This is a genomic window from Pseudacidobacterium ailaaui (genome assembly GCF_000688455.1).
Classification (GTDB): domain Bacteria; phylum Acidobacteriota; class Terriglobia; order Terriglobales; family Acidobacteriaceae; genus Pseudacidobacterium; species Pseudacidobacterium ailaaui.
This window is the reverse complement of sequence record NZ_JIAL01000001.1, coordinates 3,312,971-3,337,764: the sequence shown is the minus strand read 5'-3', so window position 1 is coordinate 3,337,764 and position 24,794 is coordinate 3,312,971. Positions and strand designations below refer to the sequence as shown.

At 57.4% G+C, this 24,794-nt stretch carries 20 protein-coding genes, 1 other RNA gene and 1 riboswitch; of the genes, 16 read left to right on the top strand and 5 right to left on the bottom strand.

Annotated features, from left to right (window positions below; genetic code table 11):
* Positions 1-58 precede the first annotated feature (58 nt).
* Positions 59-156, bottom strand: an RNA gene (gene ffs, locus N655_RS20130) — signal recognition particle sRNA small type.
* 172 nt (positions 157-328) lie between these two features.
* On the opposite strand from ffs, the gene rimO reads away from it, so the two are divergent.
* The 12 genes from rimO (at position 329) to polA (ending at position 14,755) form a co-directional block, all read left to right on the top strand.
* Positions 329-1,849 carry a 30S ribosomal protein S12 methylthiotransferase RimO gene (rimO, locus tag N655_RS0114935; RefSeq protein WP_081823744.1) on the top strand — a complete coding sequence of 507 codons (1,521 nt, stop codon included), beginning with the start codon at positions 329-331 and terminating at the stop codon, positions 1,847-1,849.
* The gene (locus N655_RS0114930; RefSeq protein ID WP_026443633.1) at positions 1,846-2,076 is read left to right on the top strand and encodes a DNA gyrase inhibitor YacG; all 231 of its coding nucleotides are present in this window, start codon (positions 1,846-1,848) and stop codon (positions 2,074-2,076) included. Before rimO ends, N655_RS0114930 begins: the two co-directional genes overlap by 4 nt.
* Entirely contained in the window at positions 2,063-2,542 is a 480-nt protein-coding gene (locus N655_RS0114925; RefSeq protein ID WP_026443632.1) for a phosphatidylglycerophosphatase A family protein, read from the top strand. Before N655_RS0114930 ends, N655_RS0114925 begins: the two co-directional genes overlap by 14 nt.
* Positions 2,543-2,572: 30 nt before the next feature.
* Positions 2,573-3,610: an SMP-30/gluconolactonase/LRE family protein gene (locus N655_RS0114920; protein ID WP_026443631.1), complete on the top strand. Its 1,038-nt coding sequence runs from the start codon at positions 2,573-2,575 to the stop codon at positions 3,608-3,610.
* A 21-nt stretch (positions 3,611-3,631) separates the two neighbouring features.
* Positions 3,632-4,876: a competence/damage-inducible protein A gene (locus tag N655_RS0114915; RefSeq protein ID WP_026443630.1), complete on the top strand. Its 1,245-nt coding sequence runs from the start codon at positions 3,632-3,634 to the stop codon at positions 4,874-4,876.
* A gap of 20 nt (positions 4,877-4,896) precedes the next feature.
* On the top strand, positions 4,897-5,529 hold the full coding sequence (plsY, locus tag N655_RS0114910) for a glycerol-3-phosphate 1-O-acyltransferase PlsY (protein ID WP_044934802.1): 633 nt from the start codon (positions 4,897-4,899) through the stop codon (positions 5,527-5,529).
* Positions 5,526-6,533: an NAD(P)H-dependent glycerol-3-phosphate dehydrogenase gene (locus tag N655_RS0114905; protein WP_026443628.1), complete on the top strand. Its 1,008-nt coding sequence runs from the start codon at positions 5,526-5,528 to the stop codon at positions 6,531-6,533. Before plsY ends, N655_RS0114905 begins: the two co-directional genes overlap by 4 nt.
* Positions 6,534-6,563: 30 nt before the next feature.
* Positions 6,564-7,529 (top strand): signal recognition particle-docking protein FtsY, encoded by a 966-nt coding sequence (gene ftsY, locus N655_RS0114900; protein ID WP_026443627.1) that lies wholly within the window; start codon positions 6,564-6,566, stop codon positions 7,527-7,529.
* A 6-nt stretch (positions 7,530-7,535) separates the two neighbouring features.
* Positions 7,536-8,669 carry a bifunctional diaminohydroxyphosphoribosylaminopyrimidine deaminase/5-amino-6-(5-phosphoribosylamino)uracil reductase RibD gene (ribD, locus tag N655_RS0114895; RefSeq protein WP_026443626.1) on the top strand — a complete coding sequence of 378 codons (1,134 nt, stop codon included), beginning with the start codon at positions 7,536-7,538 and terminating at the stop codon, positions 8,667-8,669.
* The gene (locus tag N655_RS0114890) at positions 8,654-9,319 is read left to right on the top strand and encodes a riboflavin synthase (protein WP_026443625.1); all 666 of its coding nucleotides are present in this window, start codon (positions 8,654-8,656) and stop codon (positions 9,317-9,319) included. The genes ribD and N655_RS0114890 overlap by 16 nt, the downstream gene beginning before the upstream one ends.
* A gap of 48 nt (positions 9,320-9,367) precedes the next feature.
* Positions 9,368-9,568: riboswitch (cobalamin riboswitch) on the top strand.
* Positions 9,569-9,664: 96 nt separating this feature from the next.
* A complete protein-coding gene (gene metE, locus N655_RS0114885; protein ID WP_026443624.1) occupies positions 9,665-11,932 on the top strand; it encodes a 5-methyltetrahydropteroyltriglutamate--homocysteine S-methyltransferase in 2,268 nt (755 codons plus the stop codon).
* 66 nt (positions 11,933-11,998) lie between these two features.
* Entirely contained in the window at positions 11,999-14,755 is a 2,757-nt protein-coding gene (gene polA, locus N655_RS0114880) for a DNA polymerase I (protein ID WP_044934798.1), read from the top strand.
* A gap of 39 nt (positions 14,756-14,794) precedes the next feature.
* Here the strand turns inward: polA and N655_RS0114875 are convergent, their stop codons facing one another.
* The gene (locus tag N655_RS0114875) at positions 14,795-16,063 is read right to left on the bottom strand and encodes a pyridoxal phosphate-dependent aminotransferase (protein ID WP_349509498.1); all 1,269 of its coding nucleotides are present in this window, start codon (positions 16,061-16,063) and stop codon (positions 14,795-14,797) included.
* Here N655_RS0114875 and N655_RS0114870 point away from each other — a divergent pair.
* The 4 genes from N655_RS0114870 to rpoZ all read left to right on the top strand — a co-directional run bounded on the left by N655_RS0114870 (position 16,062) and on the right by rpoZ (position 19,851).
* Entirely contained in the window at positions 16,062-17,894 is a 1,833-nt protein-coding gene (locus N655_RS0114870; protein ID WP_026443621.1) for an ABC transporter ATP-binding protein, read from the top strand. The genes N655_RS0114875 and N655_RS0114870 overlap by 2 nt on opposite strands.
* Positions 17,895-17,912: 18 nt before the next feature.
* Positions 17,913-18,818: a YicC/YloC family endoribonuclease gene (locus N655_RS0114865; RefSeq protein ID WP_026443620.1), complete on the top strand. Its 906-nt coding sequence runs from the start codon at positions 17,913-17,915 to the stop codon at positions 18,816-18,818.
* A gap of 68 nt (positions 18,819-18,886) precedes the next feature.
* On the top strand, positions 18,887-19,597 hold the full coding sequence (gmk, locus tag N655_RS0114860; RefSeq protein ID WP_026443619.1) for a guanylate kinase: 711 nt from the start codon (positions 18,887-18,889) through the stop codon (positions 19,595-19,597).
* Positions 19,598-19,617: 20 nt separating this feature from the next.
* The gene (rpoZ, locus tag N655_RS0114855) at positions 19,618-19,851 is read left to right on the top strand and encodes a DNA-directed RNA polymerase subunit omega (RefSeq protein ID WP_026443618.1); all 234 of its coding nucleotides are present in this window, start codon (positions 19,618-19,620) and stop codon (positions 19,849-19,851) included.
* A 156-nt stretch (positions 19,852-20,007) separates the two neighbouring features.
* Here the strand turns inward: rpoZ and N655_RS0114850 are convergent, their stop codons facing one another.
* The 3 genes from N655_RS0114850 to uvrA are packed head-to-tail and all read right to left on the bottom strand — an operon-like array spanning position 20,008 to position 24,781.
* Positions 20,008-20,457 (bottom strand): hypothetical protein, encoded by a 450-nt coding sequence (locus N655_RS0114850; protein ID WP_026443617.1) that lies wholly within the window; start codon positions 20,455-20,457, stop codon positions 20,008-20,010.
* Positions 20,458-20,495: 38 nt separating this feature from the next.
* Positions 20,496-21,842, bottom strand: coding sequence for a tetratricopeptide repeat protein (locus N655_RS19285; protein ID WP_162173564.1), 1,347 nt, complete (start codon positions 21,840-21,842; stop codon positions 20,496-20,498).
* A 5-nt stretch (positions 21,843-21,847) separates the two neighbouring features.
* On the bottom strand, positions 21,848-24,781 hold the full coding sequence (uvrA, locus tag N655_RS19280) for an excinuclease ABC subunit UvrA (RefSeq protein ID WP_044934795.1): 2,934 nt from the start codon (positions 24,779-24,781) through the stop codon (positions 21,848-21,850).
* Positions 24,782-24,794 lie beyond the last annotated feature (13 nt).

Here is a 24,794-nt window from a genome sequence, read left to right as displayed (position 1 = left end):
CAGAGGTGGGTGAGGTGGAAAATGCAAAAGTTCTGTTGTGAAGGGGAAGGAAAAACCAGTGCACCGGGGAACCTGCTGCACACGCACTGGCCCGTTACCGTTGCTTCCTTCCGGACCTGGCGGGGTTGGCGGGATTGCGTCGCGCAGGACCCGGCACACTAGTGATCATATCACCTTTGCAGGTGCCCGATGTGCCGTTTCGCAATCAGTTTGGGGCGGCCCTCAAAGAGGACACGGCTTTGGAAAGATTGCAGCTTTCTCCACTTGCGCTGCGCTCCGGTCCGGATGACGGTCGAGGTTTTCAGAGGATTTCCAGTAAAATAAGAGTGTGACGCAATCTCTTCTCGACGGCGCTGATACCAGCGTCCTCGATTCCCCAAAAAACGAAGCTCCGTCCAAGCCGCTGAAGGTGGGTTTTGTGAGCCTGGGCTGTCCCAAAAACCTTGTGGACAGCGAGGTGATGATGGGCCTGCTCCATCAGGCGGGCGCGCAGATGGTCACGTCGCCAGATATGGCAGACGTGCTGGTCGTCAACACCTGCTCCTTTATCGACAAAGCCAAACAGGAATCCGTAGATACGATTTTGGAAATGGCTCAGTATAAATCCGAAGGCAAGGCACAAAAGCTGATTGTGGCCGGATGTCTGGTGGAGCGATACCGCGATGAAATTCAGAAAAATATTCCGGAAGTCGACGCGGTTATAGGAACGGGAGAGCTCGAACAAATTCTTGCAGCGGCAGGTTTGCATGCTCCCGAGCCGGCCTTGAAGCCTGCATCACCGTTCCAGATTCTCACCGGTACGGTTGCGCGGGCCGAGGGCGAGCGCCGCCAGGCCCAGGGACGGTTTGCGCGCAGCGAATGGGACGGCGCTACGGCTGCGCTCCCGCAGTATCTGTATGACCACACCACTCCGCGGCTTCTGGCAACGCGTGGTCCTTCCGCTTATATCAAGATTGCCGAAGGGTGCGACCATCCATGCAGCTTTTGTGTGATTCCGAACCTGCGGGGAAAATTCCGCTCCCGTCATTTTGAATCTGTCGTGGCGGAGGCAGAAAGCTTGGTCGCACAGGGTGTCCGGGAGATCACCCTCATCGGTCAGGACACAACCTGCTATGGCGAAGACCTGGGTCTGAAGGACGGTCTCGCACTGCTGCTGGAGAGGCTGGCTGGCATTGAGGGACTGCGCTGGCTGCGCTTTCTTTACGCATATCCGAACAAGATCACAGGCCGTCTGCTGGAGACCATCGCGCGGCACGAAAACATCTGCAAGTATCTGGATGTTCCGCTGCAACACGCTTCTGCACCAGTGTTGAAAAGCATGAAGCGTGGTGCGAATGCGGAAATCTTTCTGAAGATGCTTGAAAAGGTACGTGCGGCTGTTCCTGAGATTGCGCTGCGCACCTCATTCATTGTGGGGTTTCCAGGTGAGACCGATACGGATTTCGAGACCTTGCAGGAGTTTGTCCGCCTGGCAAAGTTTGACTGGCTGGGTGTCTTTGGCTACTCCGATGAGGAAGGTTCCGGCGCATTTTCTCTGGGGAAGAAGGTCCCTGCCAAGGTCATCCAACAGCGGCAGCGTGCGTTGATGCGGTTACAGAAGGGCATCAGCAAAACGATCAGGCAGCAATGGGTGGGCAGAACGATGACTGTACTTGTGGAGGGGGAATCGGAAGAAACCCCGCTTTTGTGGCAGGGCCGGTCGCAGTTCCACGCTCCGGAAATCGATGGGACAGTCTACATCAATGACTTTGGCCCCTACGAAGCCATTGAGGCAGGCAAGTTTTATGAGTGTGAGATCACCGAAGCGCATGAGTATGACGTGATCGCGCGGGTGATTCAGAGTGCATGAGCAGACGGCCTTCCAAAAACAGAAAAGTCCTCCGTTGTCCCACCTGCGGGACGATTGTAGTGCCCGAAGGGGCGGATTTTCCATTTTGCAGCGGGCGCTGTCAACTCATTGATCTGGGTAAATGGGCGAGCGGGGCCTATCGCATCACTTCTCCCGTACTCGATCCGGAAGTTCTGGAAGATTTCGAGTCGGCCAAAAAGCCCCAAAAGAACGATGACGAAGAATAAAACACGCTGGGCCTGGATCTCTGCGACATTCTTCGGTGCTGGGCTGGGAAGACCAGGACCCGGCACCTGGGGTTCAATCGCCGCTGTGCTGCTCTGGCTGCTGGTCTGCCGGAGCGCGCACCTTGCTGCCGCGGGAGTGGCTGTCTTTTCGCTGGCGGGCGCGCTGTTGGCGCTGCTGGTGGGGGTACCGGCAGCCACGATTGTGGCACGGGAAAGCGGCCGCGAGGACCCCGGCCACGTGGTGCTGGATGAGGTCTGCGGACAATGGATCGCGCTTGCCGCCTCTCCGCCGGAATGGTCCCATGCTCTGCTGGCTTTGCTGCTTTTCCGTATTTTCGACATCATAAAACCGTGGCCGGCGCGCCAACTCGAACGCCTGCATGGCGGAACAGGCATTATGCTCGATGATGTGGCTGCCGGGACCTATGCGCTGGTGATATTTGTTGTGATACATCACTGGTGGTAGGAAATGGCAATGCGCCGCTGGTTTCAGGACATGGCTAGGACAAAAGCAAATACGCAGGAAACACCCAGAATTGAGGCCGTAGTGCCGGCCGCGGCCATCCCCGGCGGCGAGGTAGAGCTGATTGGCGCAAGCCTTGGCCCGGTCGCCCAAAGACAGCCGGTAGTCATGCTGGGACAATTGGCTGCGCCTCTCCTTTTGAGCCGAAGCCGTCGCATTCGCCTGAAGGTCCCCGAGGAAGCAGAAACCGGAAACCTTCGCGTTCTGCAGAATGGGGCACAGAGCAACGATGCCCGCCTCATGGTTGGAGGCATGATCGCAACAGATGTCCATATCGTGGCCAACCCGGCAGTCGATCGCGAAGGAAACATCTACGCCACACTGTCCGGGCCCAGGGGCCAGTCGACCCCGGTTTCGGTTTTCCGGATTGGTTCCGATGGCGAGATGCGGCCGTTTGTTACAGGAATCATGAATGCAACCGGACTGGCGTTAGATCCAGAAGGTTTTCTCTACGTTTCCTCGCGAAATGATGGGGTGGTCTATCGCGTTTCGCCGAACGGCATCTACACTCAGTTTGCCGAGGGCATGGGGATTGCCACCGGGATCGCCTTTGATAGCGAACAGAACCTGTTTGTCGGCGACCGCAGCGGCACGATTTTCAAGATTGCCCCCGACCGCCAGATCTTTGTCTTCGCCACGCTGGAACCCAGTGTTTCCGCTTATCACCTTGCCTTCGGGCCCGATGAGGTGCTGTATGTGGCCGGGCCGACGACTTCAAGCTACGACAATCTCTACGCCATTGACCGCGACGGCAATACGACGGTCTTCTTCCGCGGGCTGGGACGTCCTCAAGGCATGGCCTTTGATATCAGCGGGAACCTGTATGTCTGCGCATCCTGGCAGGGAAGACGCGGCGTCGTGCGCATTACGCCGGAGAAGGAGGCCTCGCTTGTGATTGCCGGGACCGGACTGGTCGGGTTGGCCTTTGCTCCCGGCGGGGACATGGTTCTGGCCACGAGCACGGCCATGTATCATTTACCTTTGGGAGTGGAAGGGCTGCGGCCTTTCTGACTTTTCTGGTCCTGCCTGCTCATGAAATGCGAAATCATTGCCATTGGTTCTGAACTGCTTACCCCCTGGCGGCAGGACACCAATTCTTTGTATCTGACCGAACGGCTCAACGAAATCGGTGTCGTGGTTGCCTTCAAAACCATCGTGGGTGATCGTAGAAAAGACCTCGCCGCCGCCATCCGGACAGCGTTGGGCCGCACCGACATTGTGATCACGATGGGTGGTTTGGGGCCGACCGAGGACGACCTGACGCGCGAGGCCTGGGCAGACGTGCTGGGCACGAAACTAAAGCGCGACGCAGACATCGTGGGACAGCTCTACGCACGTGCGGCGCAGCGGCGCTGGACGCTGACGGAAAATAATCTGAAGCAGGCCGACATGCTCGAAGGTGCGGAGGTGCTTGAGAACCCGCATGGCACCGCGCCCGGGCAGTGGCTGGACACGGTCTTTGCAGGTCACCGCAAGCTGGGCATGTTGCTTCCCGGGCCTCCCAGAGAAATCAAGCCGATGTTTGACCAGCAGTGTATGCCGCGTCTGCGCGCCGTGCTGCCTGTGCGTCACATCGCGACACGGACACTCAAAGCGGCCATGATCGGCGAATCGCTTTGCGACTCGCGGATTGCCCCAATTTATACCCAATATCCGGATGTGGAGACGACCATTCTTGCCGGAGCAGGGGACATTCAGATTACGCTCATGTGCCGTCATCCGCGGAAAGAACATGCTGAAGCGCGCGTCCATGAACTGGCCAGCCGCATTGAGGACGAACTGGATGATTTTGTCTATTCTTCGCAGGGAGAGGGCCTGGAGCAGATTGTCCTGTACTATCTGGAAATGCGCGGTGCCACTCTCTCTGTGGCAGAAAGCTGTACGGGAGGGATGCTGGCGCAACGCCTGACCAGCGTCAGCGGCAGTTCCCGGTCTTTTCTAGGTGGGGCCGTAGTCTACAGCAACGAGCTGAAGACGGAGTTTGCCGGGGTGCCGGAAGAATTGATTGAGATGCGCGGCGCCGTCAGCCGGGAAGTGGCCGCAGCTCTGGCCGAGGGCATTCGACGCCGGTGTTCAAGTACTTATGGCGTAGGAATTACAGGAATCGCCGGCCCTACGGGCGGGACCGAGGAGAAACCTGTGGGCCTGGTCTATATCGCCCTGAGCGATGGCGTACAGACTGAGGTGGTTGAGAAAAACTTTGCCGGCGATCGCGAACGCGTCCGTTTTTATGCCACCCAGCAGGCGCTCGACATGGTACGCCGCAGGCTGATGTAGCTGCTACACTCAGAATCGCGATGCTAGTGGTCCCATATTTTGTAATTGCGTTGATCGCGTATCTGCTAGGGTCTGTGCCCTTTGGTTATGTTCTGGTGCGCGTTTTCCGGAAAGAGGACATCCGCGCCAAAGGCAGCGGCAATATCGGTGCTACCAATGTTGTTCGTTCCGGAGCAAAAGGACTAGGCGCCCTCACGTTTCTGCTGGATGCGCTGAAAGGTGCGTTGGCTGTCCTTCTCGCGCAGTGGGTATTTCCCGCCGTTCCGGCGCAGAATGCGGCTGCGCTGGCTGCGTTGTCTGCCATCCTGGGGCACATCTTTCCTGTCTGGCTGCGATTCAAAGGGGGCAAGGGCGTGGCAACAGCGCTGGGCGTCTTTCTGGCGCTGGCATGGCCGCCTGCAATGGCCGGACTCGGCGTTTTTGTTCTGGTTTTTGTCTTGTTCCGTTACGTTTCACTGGCCTCCATTCTGGCCGCTGCCGCCTTTCCGCTGTTTGCATTTCTTCTGCCTCATCGCGAGACATACAACCTGTGGCTGACCGCCGTGATTCTGATTGTGCCGGTCCTTGTGATTGCAAAACACTCTCAGAACATCCGGCGGCTGTTGCATGGCACGGAGTATCGCTTTGGGAAGTCAAAGGAAGCCGCTGCATGAGCCGCATTGCAGTGATGGGCAGCGGAGCATGGGGAACAGCCATCGCGATCAGTCTTGCCAGGCGCGGCGGCCATGAAGTCACCCTGTGGGCCCACGCGATGGAAGTGAGTGAGGGCATCCGGGAATACGGTGAAAACCGGGCCTTTCTTCCCGGCTTTCCCATACCGAAGATCATTTCCGCCACTTCCAGCATCCAGGAGGCCCTGGATGGGGCTGAGATTGTTGTCAGCGTGGTGCCATCGCACCATGTGCGCGCAACGTACACGCAGTTTGCTCCGCATCTTCGGCCCGGGCAGATGCTGGTCAGTGCAACGAAAGGGATTGAGGATGGGTCCCTGCTGCGCATGAGTCAGGTGATTCTGGATGTGCTCGGGGGTTTTGGTCTGCACTTGCCGCTCGGGGTCTTGAGTGGGCCCTCCTTTGCCCAGGAAGTGGCTGCTGGACTGCCAACGGCGATTACGATTGCTTCTGACAGCACGGATCTGGCCGCCGGCATCCAGCGCGAGTTTGGAAGCCAGACACTGCGTCTTTATACCAACGATGATCTGGTCGGAGTGGAGCTGGGCGGCGCGCTCAAAAACGTCATCGCCATTGCCGCCGGGATTGCCGCCGGTCTGGGCCTTGGACACAACAGTGTGGCAGCGATCATTACCCGTGGTATTGCAGAAACAACGCGCCTTGCGGTTGCCTGCGGAGGTAGACGCGAAACACTGGCCGGGCTTTCCGGCGTAGGGGACCTCGTGCTTACCTGTACCGGTGCATTGTCCCGCAACCGCACCGTCGGTGCCGAGCTGGGGAAGGGACGAAGGCTTTCGGAAATCCTGGCCGGACTGAAGGGAAAAGTAGCTGAAGGTGTGCGCACCACATCGGCGGCCCTGGGCCTTGCGCGGCGCTATGGAGTGGAAATGCCGATTACCGAGCAGGTGGCTGCGATCCTGAACGAAGAAAAATCACCGCAGGACGCAATGCGCGAATTGATGGCGCGTCCAGGACGTGATGAATAGATTGCTACACTTGAAGCAGCGGTATTTTCCATGATTCAAACACTCTTTGGCAGCCTGAAAGAGGCTGAAGAACCAGAAAAGAAAAGTATCTTCGACCGGATGAAGCAGGCGATCTCGCGCACCCGCGAGAACCTGAGTGACCGGATTGAAAGCGTCATGGCCCTGACGCGCGAAGTAGACGAGTCGGCGCTGGAAGATCTGGAGATGAGCCTGCTCGCCTCAGACCTGGGTGTGACCACCACCTCGGAAATCATCGACCATCTGCGCGAGCGGGCCAAACGGCAGCAGATTCGCGATGGCGCAGAACTGAAGTCCCTTTTAAAAGAGCAGATCCAGGGCATTCTGGATGCGCAGCAGCGCCCTGCGCCCTTTGTGCCAGCGCCTCCAGCCGTCATCATGATGGTAGGCGTAAACGGAACGGGCAAGACCACGACCAGTGGCAAGCTGGCTGCGTTCTATCGCTCTCAGGGCAAGACCGTCTTACTGTGCGCTGCGGATACGTTCCGTGCTGCGGCCATGGAGCAACTGGAGGTCTGGAGCCAGCGCAGTGGCGTAGAGATGATCAAGGGCCGCCAGGGCGGCGACCCTTCCGCAGTATTGTTCGATGCGCTCCAAGCGGCAAAAGCACGTGCCCGAGATGTGCTGATCGTGGATACGGCCGGACGCCTGCACACAAAAGACGGACTGATGGCGGAACTTGACAAGATGCGGCGTACTACGCGACGCCTTGTCCCGGATGGCCCGCATGAAGTCCTTCTGGTGATGGATGCGACGACCGGACAGAACGGTTTGCAACAGGCGCGGATCTTCACAGAATCTGCCGGCGTAACAGGGATCGTGCTCACCAAGCTCGATGGCACGGCCAAAGGAGGGATTGCGGTGGCCATTGCACGTGAGCTAAAGCTTCCGGTCCGCTATGTCGGCGTGGGTGAGAAGCTCGAAGACATCCTGCCCTTTGATAGCAGCGCCTTCGTGGATTCCCTTCTGGGGGCGTGAATCCAGATGCAGAAAGACATCCGCTGGATGAGACGAGCGCTTGACCTTGCGCGGCAGTCTGTTGGTGTCTCTTCTCCAAATCCCGCCGTGGGATGTGTGCTGGTCCAGCGTGACGGAAGGCTGGTAGGTGAGGGCTTTCATCAATATGATGCATTGGACCATGCCGAAATCGTGGCACTCAGGCAGGCTGGAGAAAAGGCCCGCGGAACGACGGCCTATGTCACACTCGAACCTTGTTCCCATCACGGACGGACCGGGCCATGCGCCGATGCCCTCATCCGGGCCGGGGTGCAGCGGGTTGTGGCGGCGACCTGCGATCCGAATCCAGCGGTCCATGGGCAGGGAGTGGAGAAGCTTCGTAAAGCAGGCATTTCTGTTGAGGTCGGCGTTCTGCAGGACGAAGCGCGCAGAATCAATGATGGCTTTGCGAAATATATCGTCACCGGACTACCCTTGATCACTCTGAAGGCCGGCGTGTCGCTCGATGGACGCATTGCTCCCGCTCCTGGAGTTGTGCCGAAGGGAAAACCGCACTACATCACCAGTGAGGCATCGCGCGCGATTGTGCAGGAAATGCGCCATGCCTCAGACGCCGTTCTGACCGGGATCGGCACGGTCCTGACTGACGACCCTTTGCTTACAGATCGCAGTGGTCTGCCGCGCCGCCGGCCATTGCTGCGGGTGGTGCTTGACTCATCGTTGCGCTTGCCTCTCGATTGCAGGCTGGTGCAGACAGCCAAAGATGATGTGATGGTCTTCTGCACGGAACGCGCCCCCGCAGAGAAATTACGCGAGCTGGACGCCCGCGGCATCCGCGTGGAACAGCTTTCCGGACAGGACGGTCGCGTCCCACTGAAGTTGGTGGTGCACAGATTGGCTCACAGCAATGTGCTTAACGTGATGCTGGAATGTGGGGCGCATCTGAACAGTGCTGCGATGAAAGCGCAGATCGTGGACAAGCTCAGTTTGTTTTATGCTCCAGTGCTCCTCGGCGAACACGGAGTCCCCCTTTTTTCCGGAGAGGCGAGTGTCCTCAAGGAGCCGCAGCGCATCTGCTCAAAGACAATCGAACAGGATGTACTGTTGGAAGCATATCTGCACGACCCTTGGAAGCAGGAGAAAGTATGTTTACCGGACTGATTGAAGCTACCGGAAAGGTCCTCAGCCTGGAAGACCGCGCAGGTACCAGACGCATTGCGGTTTCCGCACCAAAAGTGGCCGAAAAGCTGCGGGAAGGGGATTCTGTGGCCGTCAGCGGGGTCTGCCTCACCGCGCTGGATATTTCGGCAGATCCTCCGGTTTTTTATGCTGATCTGGCAGAGGAAACTGTGGCGCGGACTTCGCTTGCAAGACTGAAGCCGGGATCAGTGGTAAATCTTGAACTCCCCACCCCGGCAGGCACTCCATTGGGTGGACATGTGGTGCAGGGGCATGTGGATGCGACTGGCACCCTGCTCTCTCTGGAGCCTGTTTCGTCCGCTGCGGATCTGTCCGTAACAGACTGGTGGCTGCGGGTTTCGGTACCAGACAGCGTGGCGCGATATATTGTCGAAAAGGGATCAATTGCGATCGAGGGCATCAGCCTTACCGTTGCAAAATTTGATGGCAGCACGGTGACCATTGCGATCATTCCGCACACGTATGCGCATACCAATCTGCATACGCTCAAACCTGGAGATCCGGTAAATCTGGAGGCTGACGTCATGTTGAAGTTTTTTGAGCAGGAGCGCCGGCAAAAGACGGCCGCTTCTGAGTTGACATTGGAATACCTGATTGCCAACGGATATTGAAGGACACACAACATCTCTCTCTCTTCTCACCAATGGCCGCTGCGCAGTGTAGACTCAAGACGTGCAGGTGCAGGGCCCTTTGGCCCTGTTAAACGGGAAGCCGGTGCAATTCCGGCACTGTCCCGCAGCGGTGATGGGAGCGAAAAGCGCACGGTTGGCTGTCAACCACGCACTGTTCAGCGATGAATGGGAAGCGGCGCCCAGTAGAAGGCCCAGAGTCCGAATACCGGCCTGCGCAGCGCCATCGCGTGCGCATACTTGTCGGCTGGCCTCGGGGAATGGGCCACTGATACTGGTCCCTGCGCGCAGATGGTTCCAATTTGATTTGCAAAGGAACCACTTCTCATGTCTCTGAAAACCGCGAATCTCGGATATCCGCGCATCGGTGCGCGTCGTGAACTCAAGTTTGCTCTTGAATCATATTGGCAGGGTAAGAGCGGCGAAGATGCACTGCTGGCTACTGCTCATGCATTGAAGCGCGATCGCTGGCTTGCCCAGAAGCAGGCCGGTATCCACTTCATTCCATCCAATGATTTTTCCTTGTATGACCATGTGCTGGACATGCTTGTGTCCCTGGGTGCCACGCCGGAGCGCTTCGGCAACGACGAAGTCACCTTACAGCGCTATTTTGAGATGGCCCGCAACAGCCAGCATCAGTCTCCGATGGAGATGACAAAATGGTTCGATACAAACTATCACTATCTGGTCCCTGAATGGTCGCGCAATCTTTCCTTCAAGACCAATCCCGGAAAAATTCTGGACGAAATCAAAAACGCCGAAGACCTTGGGGTCCATTCTCGGCCCGTTTTGCTTGGGCCCATATCGCTTTTATTGCTGGGGAAGTCCGTGGATGGAACAGACCCCTTGAATCTGCTTCCTGCTCTGCTGGAAAGTTACCATGCTCTCCTGCATTCTTTGTATAAAGCAGGGGTGGAATGGGTACAGATAGATGAGCCGCACTTGGCGACGGACCTGCCTGTCCCCTATCGAAGGGCCTACGGCATGGCTTATGAGCGTCTGGCGAAGGTCCCGCTAAAGATAATGCTCACCACGTATTTTGAAGGATTGGGAGAGAATCTCGATCTCGCGTTCTCCTTGCCCGTGTCTGGAGTGCATCTGGACCTTGTACGGGCGCCACAGCAACTGGATGCCGCTTTGCAGGCACTCCGGCCACAGCAGATACTGGGTCTGGGCTGCGTGGATGGACGCAATATCTGGGCCTGCGACCTAGACAAAGCGCATGCGCTGGCTGAGCGCGCCGCGCGGGCCGTCGGCGAAGACAGGGTTGTGATTGCGCCGTCCTGTTCACTGCTGCACGTACCTGTAGACGTCCGTGGCGAAGACAGTCTGCCGGAAGGCCTGAAGCCGTGGCTGAGTTTTGCCCTGCAGAAGCTGGAAGAGGTCCGGTGGATTGCCGGTGGACCAAAGAGCTTTCCTGCGGCCTTTGCCGATCGCCATCGCATTCTTCAGGAACGGGGAAGGGCCGCCTCGGCCTGTGTTCCGGCTGTGCGGGAAGCTGCCGCATCGTTGCAACGGAAGGATTTCCGCCGCAGCGCGCCTTACCCGGAACGCAGGGAGAAGCAGCGCGCCACATTGCGCTTGCCCCTGTTTCCAACCACGACCATCGGTTCTTTTCCGCAGACCACAGAGATACGCAAGGCCCGGGCAAAGTGGCGTAAAGGCGAAATGGCCACGGCCGAGTACCATGCCTATCTGGAGCAGGAGATGGCCGCTTGCATCCGTGTGCAGGAAGAAATCGGTCTGGACGTGCTGGTTCATGGTGAATTTGAGCGCAATGACATGGTCGAATACTTTGGCGAGCAACTGGCCGGCTTTGCATTTACCGCAAACGGATGGGTGCAGAGCTACGGATCACGCTGCGTCAAGCCCCCCATCATCTATGGAGACGTGTTTCGCCCAGCGCCTATGACTGTGTGCTGGAGCAGCAAGGCCCAGTCCATGACACAGAAACCGATGAAGGGAATGCTCACCGGTCCGGTGACCATCCTGCAATGGTCCTTTGTGCGCGACGATCTTTCGCGAAAGGATGTGGCCTTTCAGATTGCCCTGGCTCTGCGTGAGGAAGTACGCGACCTGGAGGCCGCCGGGATCCGCGTCATTCAGGTAGACGAGCCGGCCCTACGCGAAGGACTGCCGCTGCGCAAAGCTGCCTGGAGCGAGTACCTGGAGTGGGCCGCGGCGGCCTTTCGTCTGGCGACTTCTCTGGTGAGTGACGCAACCCAGATTCATACCCACATGTGCTACAGCGAGTTTAACGATATTTTCCCCGCGATTGCGGCCCTGGATGCGGATGTCATCTCGATTGAATCTGCACGCTCACGCATGGAGCTGCTTCAGGCCTTCCGTGAAGCCGGTTATCCAAATGAAATTGGACCCGGCGTGTATGACATTCATGCGACACGCATTCCGGGAAAAGACGAAATCGAGCAGCTCCTGCGCAGGGCATTGGAAGCGGTACGTCCTGAGCAGCTGTGGGTCAATCCGGATTGTGGGCTGAAGACGCGCAACTGGCCGGAGACAGTGGCGTCTCTGAAAAATATGTGCGCCGCCGCGCAGGCTTTGCGACAGGAATATGCCTCCGTGCTTGACTGACTCTGTTTTTCGCGGCCTGCCTGGTCTCAGGGCAGGCCGTTTTTGTTTGCGATAGACTCGACTCTGATGTCCTCTGCAAACGCCAGAAAACCGCCCGTCTTTCTTCTCGATTCTATGTCGTTCATCTTCCGCGCCTATCATGCAATGCAGCGGCAGAGGCCGATGTCAACACGTACCGGGGTACCTACGGCGGCGACCTATGTCTTTGTGAACATGATCAACAAATTGCGGCGGGACTTTCAGCCGCAGTTCCTTGCAGCCGTCTTTGATCCCAGCACGCCTGTTTTTCGCGACGAGCGGGCAAAGGCAATGACGACGATCCGAAAGTTCAATATCCGGACGCAGGCCTTTGACGAGGTGGAATATGCGGGATATAAGGCCACGCGCACGGAAACCCCACCCGATCTTCTCCAGCAGTTGCCCTATATCCGGCGTGCGCTGGAAGCTTTCCGCATCCCCATTCTGCTGGCCGAGGGTTATGAGGCAGACGATGTGATTGGCACGCTGGCGAAGAAGGCGGCCAACGAGGGACACCCCGTATTTATCGTCTCCAATGACAAGGACATGCTGCAGCTTGTCGACGAACGCATCCAGGTGTTGAATCCGGTCAAGGAAAATCTTGTCCTCGACCGTGCCAAAGTTGAAGAGACGCTGGGCGTGCCTCCAGAGAAAGTCATCGATGTCATGGCGCTGCGCGGCGACGCCATAGACAATGTCCCAGGCGCTCCCGGCATCGGGGACAAGGGTTCTGTTGAGTTGATCCAGCAGTTTGGCAGCGTCGAAGCGGCCCTGGAGCGCGCCTCAGAGGTAAAGCGCAAAACATATCGTGAGTCGCTCGAAAACAATCGCGAGACAATTCTGCTCAGCAAGGAGCTGGTGACCATCCATTGCGAGGTGCCAGTGGAGCTCGACCTTGAGGCGATGCGGACGCAGGCACCCGACGTACCTGCGTGCCGGCAACTCTTCAGCGAGCTGGAGTTTACCACTCTGCTCAAGGAGCTTGCTCCGACCGCCCCGGAGAAAGAAGTTGAGCACATACTTCAACCTTCCCAGGAACAACTGACGGAGTTCCTGATGCAGGCGCGCGCAAGCGGATTTGCGCTGGCTGTTCCTGAATCGGAGCATACGGCCATTGCAGAGCAAGTCAGTGAGCAGGAGGCCGCCTCTGCCGAAGAACAGGCACCGGAAAAGAAGGCCCTGTCTTTGCTGGACTTAGCAGAGCAGGCCGAAGTTCAATCGTCCGACCTGCAGGAGTATCGCATTGGTGTTGCTGCACAGGAGGGCCGCGCGCTGCTTGTTCCTCTGGATGCAGTCAAACCGCTGCTGGAAGATGCTTCTGTCATCAAGCATGTCCACGACCTGAAGGGCGCCATCCGGGCCCTGGAAAACCACGGTGTGTGCCTGCGCGGCGCGGTGGACGACCTGATGCTTTATTCGTATCTGGTGAACCCGACCCATGCCTCACACCGGCTGAGTGATATCGCTGCACGCTTCAGCAGCCATCCGCTGCAGCAGTCCGGTGAGAAGCAGCTTACGGAAGCGGCCCAGGCCATCCATGCGCTGACTCCGGTTCTGCGCGAGGAAGTGGACGCGCTGAAGGCCCGTGACGTGTATCAAACCATAGACCTGCCACTGGTCCCGATTCTGCTGCGGATGGAAAAGGCGGGGGTAAGGATTGATTCCGGGGTCCTGCGCGAGATTGGCGAACGGCTTTCGGTAGAGATCCACCGCATCGGAGAAGAGATTTTTGCACGCTCCGGACATCGTTTTAATATCAATTCGCCAAAGCAGCTTGGAGAAGTCCTTTTCAACAAAATGGGTCTACCCAAGCCGCTCAAATACGGCAAGGGAAAGGTGGTCTCCACGGCGCAGGATGTGCTTGAAGAGCTGGCTGGTCAGAATGATGTTCCACGGCTGGTGCTCGAATATCGCCAGCTTGCTAAGCTGAAATCCAATTACATTGACACTTTGCCGCTGCTGGCCGACAGCAACGGTCGTGTGCATACTACGTTCAATCAGGTAGGGACGGCAACGGGTAGATTGTCTTCCACAAATCCGAATCTGCAGAATATACCGGTCAAGACCGAACTGGGGCGCGAAATTCGCGCAGCATTCATTCCTGCTCCAGGGCACTTGCTGCTCTCCGCCGACTACTCGCAGATTGAGCTCCGGCTGATGGCGCATTTTTCTGAGGACCCCTTGCTGGTGAAGGCCTATCAGACGGGTCAGGACATCCATACGCTCACAGCCTCTGAGGTCTTTGGCATTCCTGTAGACAGGATGACCAAAGAGATGCGAAACCGCGCAAAGGCGGTGAATTTTGGCATCGTGTACGGCATCTCGCCGTTTGGGCTGGCCGCGCAGCTTGGCATTGACCAGCACGAGGCACGGTTGTATATCGAAACCTATTTTGCCCGCTATCAGGGCGTCCGGGCCTACATTGATCGGATGCTCGATGAGGTTCGGCGCGAGCAGCGTGTTCGCACACTCTTTGGACGTGTCCGGCCGATTCCTGACATACAAAGCCGCAATGCGAACCTGCGCGGATTTGCCGAGCGCACGGCCATCAACACGCCCTTACAGGGAACGGCCGCAGACCTGATTAAGCTGGCTATGGTCCGGATTGACCGCAGGCTGGCCGAGGAGCATCTGCGCACGCAGATGATTCTGCAGGTCCACGACGAACTCCTGTTCGATGTTCCCGTCGAGGAGGCCGACGTGGTGCTGGCCCTGGTGAAACAGGAGATGGAACACGTTGTCGAACTGAAGGTGCCGATCATCGCCGAATGCGGCATAGGAAGTAACTGGCGCGACCTGAAATAAAGCCTGGGCGGCGCTTTCAGCGACGGATGGACCGCGTCTTCATGGTCTGGATTGCCGCAGCAGATCACATGCGCGCTGCAAGTCTTCGTCTTTTTTCGCGAAACAAAAGCGTAGCAACTCTTCGCCCCGCCCCTGGCTGAAAAAAGCAGTTCCGGCCACGGCGGCCACACTGGTGGACGCCAGCAGGTTCCGGGCCTTTTCGCGCGCGGTGCGGCCGGGAACAGGACTGACATCGGCCAGAACATAATATGCGCCTTGAGGAATGGAAGGAGAAAAACCGGCATGGGACAGAGCGGCGCACAGCATGTCGCGCTTTTTCTGATATTCGGCCGACAGGTCCTGGTAAAAACTGTCTGGCAGTTCCATCAACCCTGCCGCTGCGCCATATTGGAAGGGTGAGGGGGCGCAGACGTAGGTCAGATCATGAAAATACGCAATGGGGCCCATCCAGCGTTTGTCGGCAGCCAGATAGCCAATACGCCATCCAGTCATGCTGAAGGTCTTCGACAGACCGGAAATCGTAATCGTATGTCTGGCCATTCCCGGCAGAGAGGCCGGAGAGAGATGCTGGGTTCCATCGAAGAGAAAATACTCATAAATCTCGTCCGTGAACAGGAAGAGATTGTGCTCAAGCACAAGTTCAGCGATCTGCTGCAGTTCGCCCTGAGTGAAGACCTTTCCGCAAGGGTTCGATGGGGAATTAAGAATAAGCGCCCGGGTGCGGGGCGTAATGGCGGCGCGCAGTCTTTCAAAGTCAATCTCCCAGTGGTGCGTCAACAATGGCACGGGGACCGGTTTTATGCGGAGGCTCAGCAAGGTGTTGACATGGTACCCATAGAAAGGTTCAAACAGCACCACCTCATCGCCAGGGTCCAGCAAGGCCAGGCAGGCAGCATACAATGCCCCGGTCGCACCTGATGTGACCAGAATTTCGTCGTCCGGACTTGCGAGGATTTTATTGTAGCGTTCCAGTTTGCGGGCAATGGCTTCCCGTAAGGGGGCAATGCCGTCCAGCCGTGTGTAGATGTTTCGACCGTCATGGATGGCCTGGATTGCCGCCTCGATGACGGGAGAGGGAACTCCGGTATCGCAGACACCCTGCGCCAGGTTCACTCCTCCCACACGGTCGCACTCCACGGTCATGGCGCGAATCTCAGACTGAACAATGTGCGGAGAAATCTGGCTGGGTCTGAGCTTTTCGGTCGTAAATTGCATCGCCTTCATCTTAGAACAGAGACGACGGGCCATGCGCCGGGCGGTAAAATAACGGGATGAAACTTTTCTGGCAGGCAGGCGCTGGACTTTCATGAGGAACATCCTGCGTCTGCTGTATTATGTGCGCCATTACTGGTGGCAGGCGCTGGCGTCAATCATTCTGATGGCGGTAGTGGGGCTGCTGGAGGCCTTCCGCGTGCTCCTGGTAAAACCCATTTTCGACCACGTGCTGAACCCCGGCGGCGCGGACCAGAAAATACTCCTTTATCGGATCCCAGGCACGCACGATCAGTTCACGCTCCAGCAGTTCGTTCCCTCGTACTTCCACAATGAGTGGACCATTGTTGCTTTCGCGCTGGTCATCTCTACTTTGCTCAAGAGCATCTGCGACTATGCCGGAACGTATCTTGTGAATTACGCCGGCTTCGGCATGATTACCGATTTACGCGATGACCTGTATGAGGCCATTTTGCGGCGCTCGGTTTCCTTTTTTCAGAAACACGCCACCGGGACCCTGCTCTCCACGCTCATCAATGACGTGGAACGAGTGCAGTATGCGATGTCTTCTGTGCTGTCGGAGTTCCTGCAGCAGGTCTTTACCCTGATTTTCACCACGGGTGTGGTCATTGCCCTGGGCGGCAAACTGGCGTGGGCACTGTTGATTTTCGTGCCAGTCGTGATCGGCTCAATTCGACGCATCGGCCGTGACGTACGCCAGACAACCCGGAAAGGCCAGGACAGACTGGCGGAAATCCAGAACATCCTACACGAGACAATTACCGGAAACCGTATTGTGAAGGCTTTCAATATGGAGTTCTGGGAGCTTCTGCGTTTTCGCGACGCCGCGAAGCGGCTCTTCAAGGCGAACCTTCGCTCGGTGCGCGCCCAGGCCATCAGCTCACCGCTCATGGACTCCATCGGGGCCATTGCCATTGCTTTGCTGCTGCTGGTTGGGCGTGGACAAATCAAGAGCGGGGCCATGACGGAAGGCACGTTCTTTGCCTTTATTGTGGCGCTGTTTAAGCTATACGATCCGGTCCGGCGTTTTGCGATCTTCTACAACAATTTTCAGCAGGCCCTTGGTGCTTCCTCAGCAATCTTCACCTTTATGGATGCGCAGGACGAACTGCTTGAGAAACACCGTGCCTACCACCTCAGGGGATTTCAGGACTCCATCAAAATTGAGAACGTCGGTTTTGCCTATAGCGACGATGAAGGCGAGAAAGAAGTCCTGCATGAGATCAATTTGGAGATCCGGCGTGGCGAAGTGGTGGCGCTGGTTGGCCCCAGCGGGGCCGGGAAGTCTACGCTCGTCAATCTGATTCCACGCTTCTTTGACGTGACCTCAGGACGTATCCTCATTGATGGACATGATCTTCGCGATGTGAGCCTCCGCTCCTTACGGGACCAGATCGGCAAGGTCACGCAGGAGACCATCCTGTTCAACGATACGGTCCGCAACAACATCGCCTACGGGCAGCCGGATGTGCCCATGCAGCGGGTGGAAGATGCTGCCCGTGCGGCGCTGGCGCATGATTTTATTATGCGGATGCCGGAAGGCTACAACACCATCATCGGAGAAAAGGGCTTTCGCCTTTCCGGAGGCGAGCGGCAGAGACTGGCCATTGCCCGCGCCATCCTGAAAAATGCTCCCATCTTGATCCTGGATGAGGCCACCTCCGCGCTGGATGCTGAGAGCGAGTCCTTGGTGCAGGCGGCTTTGAGCAACCTCATGCAGGGAAGGACGGTCGTGGTGATTGCACACCGGCTCTCGACGGTCCGGCGCGCTGACCGCATTGCCGTCATGGAGCAGGGCCGCATCACAGCCATCGGACCACATGAAGAACTGTTGCGTATCTCGCCGACTTATCAGAAGCTGTATCAGTTGCAGTTTATGGACGAGCCAGCAGCAGCACTGCCGTGATGGATTGAAATTTGACCTATGAGTTTTGCAAAAATATTTTCCATGACGGGATTTGCGCGCGTTTCGGTGCGCATTTCAGAATCTTTGGGCTATACCCTGGGCCTGAAGAGCGTCAATCACCGTTTTCTTGATCTGCATCTGCGACTGCCCGCCGGCACTGAGCCGCTGGAGATGCGCCTGCGCAAAGCCCTCAAAGAAAAGGTCCGGCGCGGACATGTCGAAGTCACGCTTTCCCTCGACCGCAGCGTCAGGACCGAGGCGCGGTTTGATGCCAGCATGATTGCTGCCTATGTCGCTGCCTTCCGCAGTGCGGCAGAACAGCACGGCCTTTCGGGCGAACCGGACCTGAATGCAATTTTCCGTCTGCCCGGCGTCCTCACCGGCGATACGCGTAATTCCGAGGAAGAAATGCAGGCCGTAGAGACCTCTGTGATGCAGCAACTGGACGGACTGCTGGAAGCGTTGAACGGCATGAGAATGGCGGAAGGTGAGGCCCTTGCCGACGAATTGCGCAAAGGATTGCAGCGGCTGACAGGATATGTGGAACAGGTTGCCGCCTTCCGCGAAGACGTGCAGAAAGCTTATTTTGAAAGGCTCAGCCAGCGGCTCCTGGAAATCACCGGAGGCAGTTTTGATCGCGACCGCATATTGCAGGAAGCGGCGCTTTTGGTCGAGCGCAGCGATGTGGAAGAAGAGGTTGCGCGGATGCGCACGCACATCGCGCATTTTGAATCCCTGCTGGCCCAGGGCGGGGAAATAGGGAAAAAGCTGGACTTCCTTTTGCAGGAGATGAACCGCGAAGCCAATACCCTGTTGTCAAAGACCAGCGGCATCTCTGGCAATGGCGCCAGCATTACGGAAATAGGTCTGGGCATGAAATCCGAGATCGAGAAGGCGCGTGAACAGGTGCAGAATCTCGAATAAGCTCCTATCTCTGCCGCCCGGTGTACGGGGAACCAGGGAACAGAAACAAAATCGCTGAGGATGAGGCATTGGCTGGAATTTTATTTATCATCTCCGCTCCTTCTGGATCGGGAAAATCTACGCTCGTAAACCAGATTCGCTCCCTGGTGGATAATCTTGAATTTTCCGTCTCCTATACCACGCGTGCTCCGCGCGGCTCGGAAGAAGACGGCCGAGAGTATCACTTCATATCCCGCCAGGAATTCGAACGCATGATCCAGAATGATGAATTCTTGGAATATGCCGATGTCTTCGGGAACTATTATGGTACGGCACGTCGCTCGCTGGCCGATGCCCAGGCCCATGGCAAGGACCTTCTTTTAGACATCGACGTCAAGGGCGCCGCACAGGTGCGCCGGAAAGTGCCCCAGGCAGTAAGCATCTTTGTGATGCCGCCGAGCCCCGATATTCTGGCCACCCGGCTGCGAAACCGTAGCCGGGCGGAAGGCAGCATTCAGGAAGAAGTCATCGCCCGCCGGCTGGCTGAAGCCAGACAGGAGATTGAGAATTATCGCGAATACGGCTATATTCTGGTCAACGATGTGCTGGCTCGGGCGGAAGAGGAGCTTCTGGCCATTGTCACCAGTGAACGTCTCCAAAGGGCCGGTCTTACGCCGGCCCCGGACCAGGAACGTCTGGTGAAACTGGCCGAAAGCTGCCGGCAACAGAATACAGACGAACGGGTCAGGCCCGTCCTTCTGGCTTTTGGATTGCCCGCCCCGGAGCCAGTGAAACCGTAGTTCATTGGGAGGACCGGACGATGAGCGTGGAACAGACCTTCGACAGTAATTTCCGTTACGTTCTGGTGGCTGCGCGCCGTGCGCGGCAGTTGCAAAGCGGGTCAACCCCTCTTGTGGCCACCAAATCCAGCAAGGCATGCCGAATTGCACAGGAAGAGATTGCCGCCGGCAAAATTGGGTACGTAAAAGGGGATTCGCCAATTTTGAAGCCCGAGGTGGCAGGCGCTGAGATTCCCCGTTTTGCAATCTCCTGATTCGAGATTCAAAACGCGGAAGGGGCGCTGGTCTCATCGGCAGGAAGCTATCGCTGCAAATGCGGCACAGTGGGCTTTTGTCTGCGTGTGCGCAGTCAGAAAACAGGAGTGGTCCATTCTTTGTGCTTTCGGACCAACTCGTCCCCGACGTCGGGCTTAATGCTTGAACACCTGCATCATGAGCTCTGACTGTACCTTGTCCAATTGCTTCAGCGTGGACTCAAGCGTAGGACGGTCATCAAGCGATGCGCTGTGCAAAATTTCATTCAGCCGATACGCCGTGTGGCGCATCAGGATTTCGGCGTTCTTCAGTTTCTTTGTGTCCTCTGCCATGCCCATATGGATTTTCTGCGCATAGGCCTGGATCCCTTTCAAGGTGAGCGATGCCTGCGCAAAATTGCCGCTGGAGAATTCCTGCCCGGCAATTTCTGTCATGTCGTGGACGATTTCGGCATAAAGAAAGCACTGCTCTTTCGGAGAGGCATGGTCTGCCTTCACTTCGAGCTGCTGGAGCGTCTGTGGATCGGGGACCTTTTCCGTTGCGGCACACGCATATCTACACGGAATGAACAGAAGCGCTGCTGCTGCAACTGCTACGGACCGCATGGTGCACCTCCTTACGGTGCCACGGGGAACGTTACCGGCTACTTGTAACCAAGAGCAATCAGTCGGTGTTTTGCCTGCCACTCCTGGTCAGGAAATTGACCCTTGGCAGCAGCCAGGAACAGTTTGTAATAATCGGCTGCTTGCTTTGTGTGATGAAGATTATCGTAAGCTGTTGCCCAAAGGAAGTAGGTAGCGGGGGTTTCTTGCAGATATTTTGATCTGGCGGAAAGAGAATCGAGCACAAGCTGGTAGTTGTGCTGCTGAGAGGCAGCAAAAGCCAGTCCGCTCCAGGCATTCCCGTCATCCGGTTTCAGCGCGACCGCTTTTTGTAGGACAGGGAGGGCCTCAGCATAGTGCTGCTGCCGGACAAGGCTGTCGCCATAGGCCGCCAGCAGCGAAGGGTCCTCCGGCCTGGACTTGAGTAATTGCGCGTAGAGGGCGGCTGCCTTGTCTGGCTGACCGTTGGCTGCATAGGCATCTGCCAGCATTTTGCTGATGGAGTCGTCTTCCGGCTTGAACTGGTGCAGCTTTTCCAGCACGCCAACAGACGCATCCTGTTTGCCCTCTGCGCTCAGGACAAGGGCCATCTGCGTATTCAGGGCCGGATCGTCAGGGTCTCGACGGAGCGCAGCCTGAATCAAGGGTTCCGCATCGGAATATTTTTTTTGCGCAATCAGAACATGGGCCAGCCCTGCGGTTGCCGCCGAAGATTCCGGCTGCTGTTGCAGGGCGCGCCGGTAGGCAGTCTCCGCTGAGGCCAGGTCCCCTTCGGCCTCGGCGATTTCCCCGGTCAGCAGAATATCGTCCGGGGTTTCCGGGCTGATCTGGAGGGCATGAAGTAATGCCTGCTTGGCCGCATCCGGATCGCTGTTGCGGTCAAGCTGCGCCAGGGCGCGAAAGGCCTGGGCCTTGGCCGCTGGATCCGGTGGATTTGGCTCAAGCTCTGTGGCGGCAATCAGTTGCTCGCCAGCTTCCTTCTGTTTCCCCTCACGGGCCAGGACCAGGCCCAGCGCAAGGTGTGATTCAAACTGCTTGGGGTCGGCGGCAATGGCTTTCTGGTAGTATCCGACCGCCGCTTCGTCATGTTCCTGAGAGTCTTCTAGAAATCCCCGGTCGAAAAGTGCGCGGGCGTCTCCGGGGTGGGCCGAAAGATACGGGTCGAGCAAACTTCTCGCCTGATCATAATCTTTGTTGGCAATGGCATCTTCGGCTTTTGCCAGCGGGCCAGGGTCTTTGACCGGGGCTGTTTCATCAAGACTGGTGCCCGGCGGCAGAGGAGCGGACTGGGCGAATCCTGTACAGCAACCTAAGAGCACCCCTGAGATTGTCAGTCTGAGGAGTGCTGCATTGAAAGCTCCGCTCTTTACTGCGCGCGAGTTCCCCATTTCCTTCATACTGCCACTTCACTCTCTGTTTCTTCTTTTGGACGCACAGGTCCCCGTGGCGAAAGCACCTTTGCCAGCCAGTAGCCCGTGTGCGAAAGCTCATTTTGCGTAATCTCTTCCGGGGTCCCTGTGGCCACAATCTGTCCGCCCCTCAACCCACCCTCAGGGCCCAGATCAATCACCCAATCTGCAGATTTGATGACATCTAGGTTGTGCTCAATCACCAGCAATGATCCTCCACCCTCAATGAGCTTGCGGAAGGCCGTCAGCAACTTACTGACATCGTCAAAATGTAGTCCGGTGGTTGGCTCGTCCAAAATATACAGCACGCGGCTCTTTGCCCCTCTGCGCACGCTGCCCAGATGGGCCGCCAGCTTCACGCGTTGGGCCTCTCCGCCAGACAATGTCGTGGCCGATTGCCCCAGCCGGACATAACCGAGTCCAACCTCATCTAATACTGCAAGTTTCTCCTGTATCTTCTGCTGTCCACTGAAGAAACGCAGCGCTTCCTTGACGGTGAGGTTCAATACATCATCAATATTTTTGCCTTTATACTTGATCTCCAGGGTGCTGGCTTTGTAGCGCGTGCCGTGACATTCCTCGCAGGGCAGCTCTACGTCAGCCAGGAATTGCATCTCCACGGTGACTGTGCCATCGCCTTCGCAAACATCACAGCGTCCTCCCGGAACATTGAAGGAAAAGTGGCCCGCAGTGTAACCGCGCCGTTGTGCCTCGGGCTGCGCGGCGAAAAGCTCGCGGATAGAGTCGAAGGCCTTGATGTAGGTCACAGGATTGGAGCGCGGCGTGCGTCCAATCGGGTTTTGGTCTACCAGAACGACGTCGTTCAGCCTTTCGACGCCCTTCAATTCTTTGTAGAGGTTTGTCGGATCGGCACCTTCCCCCTTGCCCAGGGCATGGGTGACTGCGCGGTACAGCACATCATGCACCAGCGTGGACTTGCCGGAGCCTGAAACCCCGGTGATGCAGACCAGCATATTTAAAGGGATGTCCACGTCCACTCCCTTCAGGTTGTGCGAGCGCGCCCCGCGCAGACGGAGCCACTCTTTTCCAGGCTCGCGTCGCCGTGTAGGAACGGGAATGGAAAGTTGTCCGCTCAGGTACTTCCCGGTCAGCGAATCCGGATTGCGCTCAACTTCTTCCACCGTTCCGGCCGCCAGCACACGTCCGCCAAATTCGCCTGCGCCCGGGCCAAGGTCGAGTAGATAGTCCGCTGCACGGATGACATCCGGATCATGCTCAACCACGAGGATCGTGTTGCCTAGGTCACGCAGGTTTTCGAGGATCCGGATGAGTTTTGCCGTATCGCGCGTGTGTAGACCGATCGAAGGCTCGTCAAGCACGTACAAGGCGCCCACCAGTTGCGAGCCGAGTGAAGTGGCAAGCTGGATACGCTGGGATTCTCCGCCGGAAAGCGTGGAAGCGAGCCGGTCCAGCGTAAGGTAGTCCAGGCCGACCGCATCCAGAAAGTGCAGCCGCTGGCGGATCTCCTGAAGTACGCTTCCAGCAATCTCCTGCTGCATCGGCGTCAGTTCCAGTGCTGAAAAGAAGCGGTTCGCCTCGCTGATGGAAAGACCTGCAGCCTCGCAGATGTTCTTTCCTGCAATACGCACGGCGCGGGCCTCGGCGCGCAGGCGTTGGCCTTTGCATTCGGGGCAAAGGGCGTATCCGCGGTACTTGCTGAGCATCACGCGGACATGCAGCTTATATTTCTTGCGTTCCAGGTAGGCAAAAAATCCGTGGACGCCTGGAAAGTCGCCGTGTCCATTCAGCACAAACGCCTGCTGGTCACCCGTCAGGTCATACCAGGGTACATCCATGGGGATGCCGTGCTGTTTTGCCGCCCGTTTCAGTTCAGTGAAATAAGTGCGGTACTTTGGGCGGTTCCAGGGATCGATCGCGCCTTCTTCCAGGGTCTTGGACTTGTCCGGAATAATGAGATCAAGGTCAAAATCAATCGTGTTTCCAAACCCCTGGCACCGCGGACACGCTCCAAACGGATTATTGAAGGAAAAAAGCCGGGGCTCCGGCTCCCGGTATGGGCGATGGCAGTTCTTGCACTCGAACGCCCCGGAAAAACGCAGCCTTTCCCGCTCCGGTGCTTCCGGGTCGCGCGGGACAATTTCAAACAGGACCTCGCCGGACTCTCTGTAGCCGATCTCCGCTGCATCCACAATGCGCGGGCGATTGCTCGTGCTGACCACGATGCGGTCCACCAGCACATAGACGGGGAGCGCGAAGTTGATTTCGAGCAGAGACTCCGGCGTCGAGAACTCATAGATCTTTCCGTTCTGGTAAAGACGGTTAAAACCGCGCTTCCTCAGGTCCGACAATCTCTCTTTCAGCGCATCTGTAAGCGGAGACGGGGACGCCTCAGTTTTTTTTGCGGCGGTCTTACGTCCGCGTCTTGGCTTCTCCTCCGGATCTGGAGAAAGGGGCTGCGTTTGCGCCTTCTGGACGGGAAACAGCGCATGGAGCCGTGTGTCTTCACCCAGCGCCAGAATGGTCTCGGCAATTTCATCCACCGTGTCGCGTTTGACAACGCCATTGCAGACAGTGCAATAAACGGTCCCGCAACGCGCATACAACAGGCGCATATAGTCGTAGATTTCCGTCGCCGTTGCCACCGTTGAGCGCGGATTGCGGGTGGAATTCTTCTGCTTGATGGCGATGGCCGGGGCCAGGCCATCCATCAGGTCAACGTCGGGCTTCTCCATACGCTCCAGAAACTGGCGGGCATAGGCTGAAAGCGACTCGACATAACGCCGTTGGCCCTCGGCATAGATCGTATCGAAGGCAAGTGAGGACTTGCCCGACCCCGAGACGCCGGAGACGACAGTAAGCTTCCCGTGGGGAATGTCACAGTCAATATTTTTAAGATTGTGCACCCGCGCCCCGCGGATGATGATCTGCTCAGTCAATCGAATACGTCTC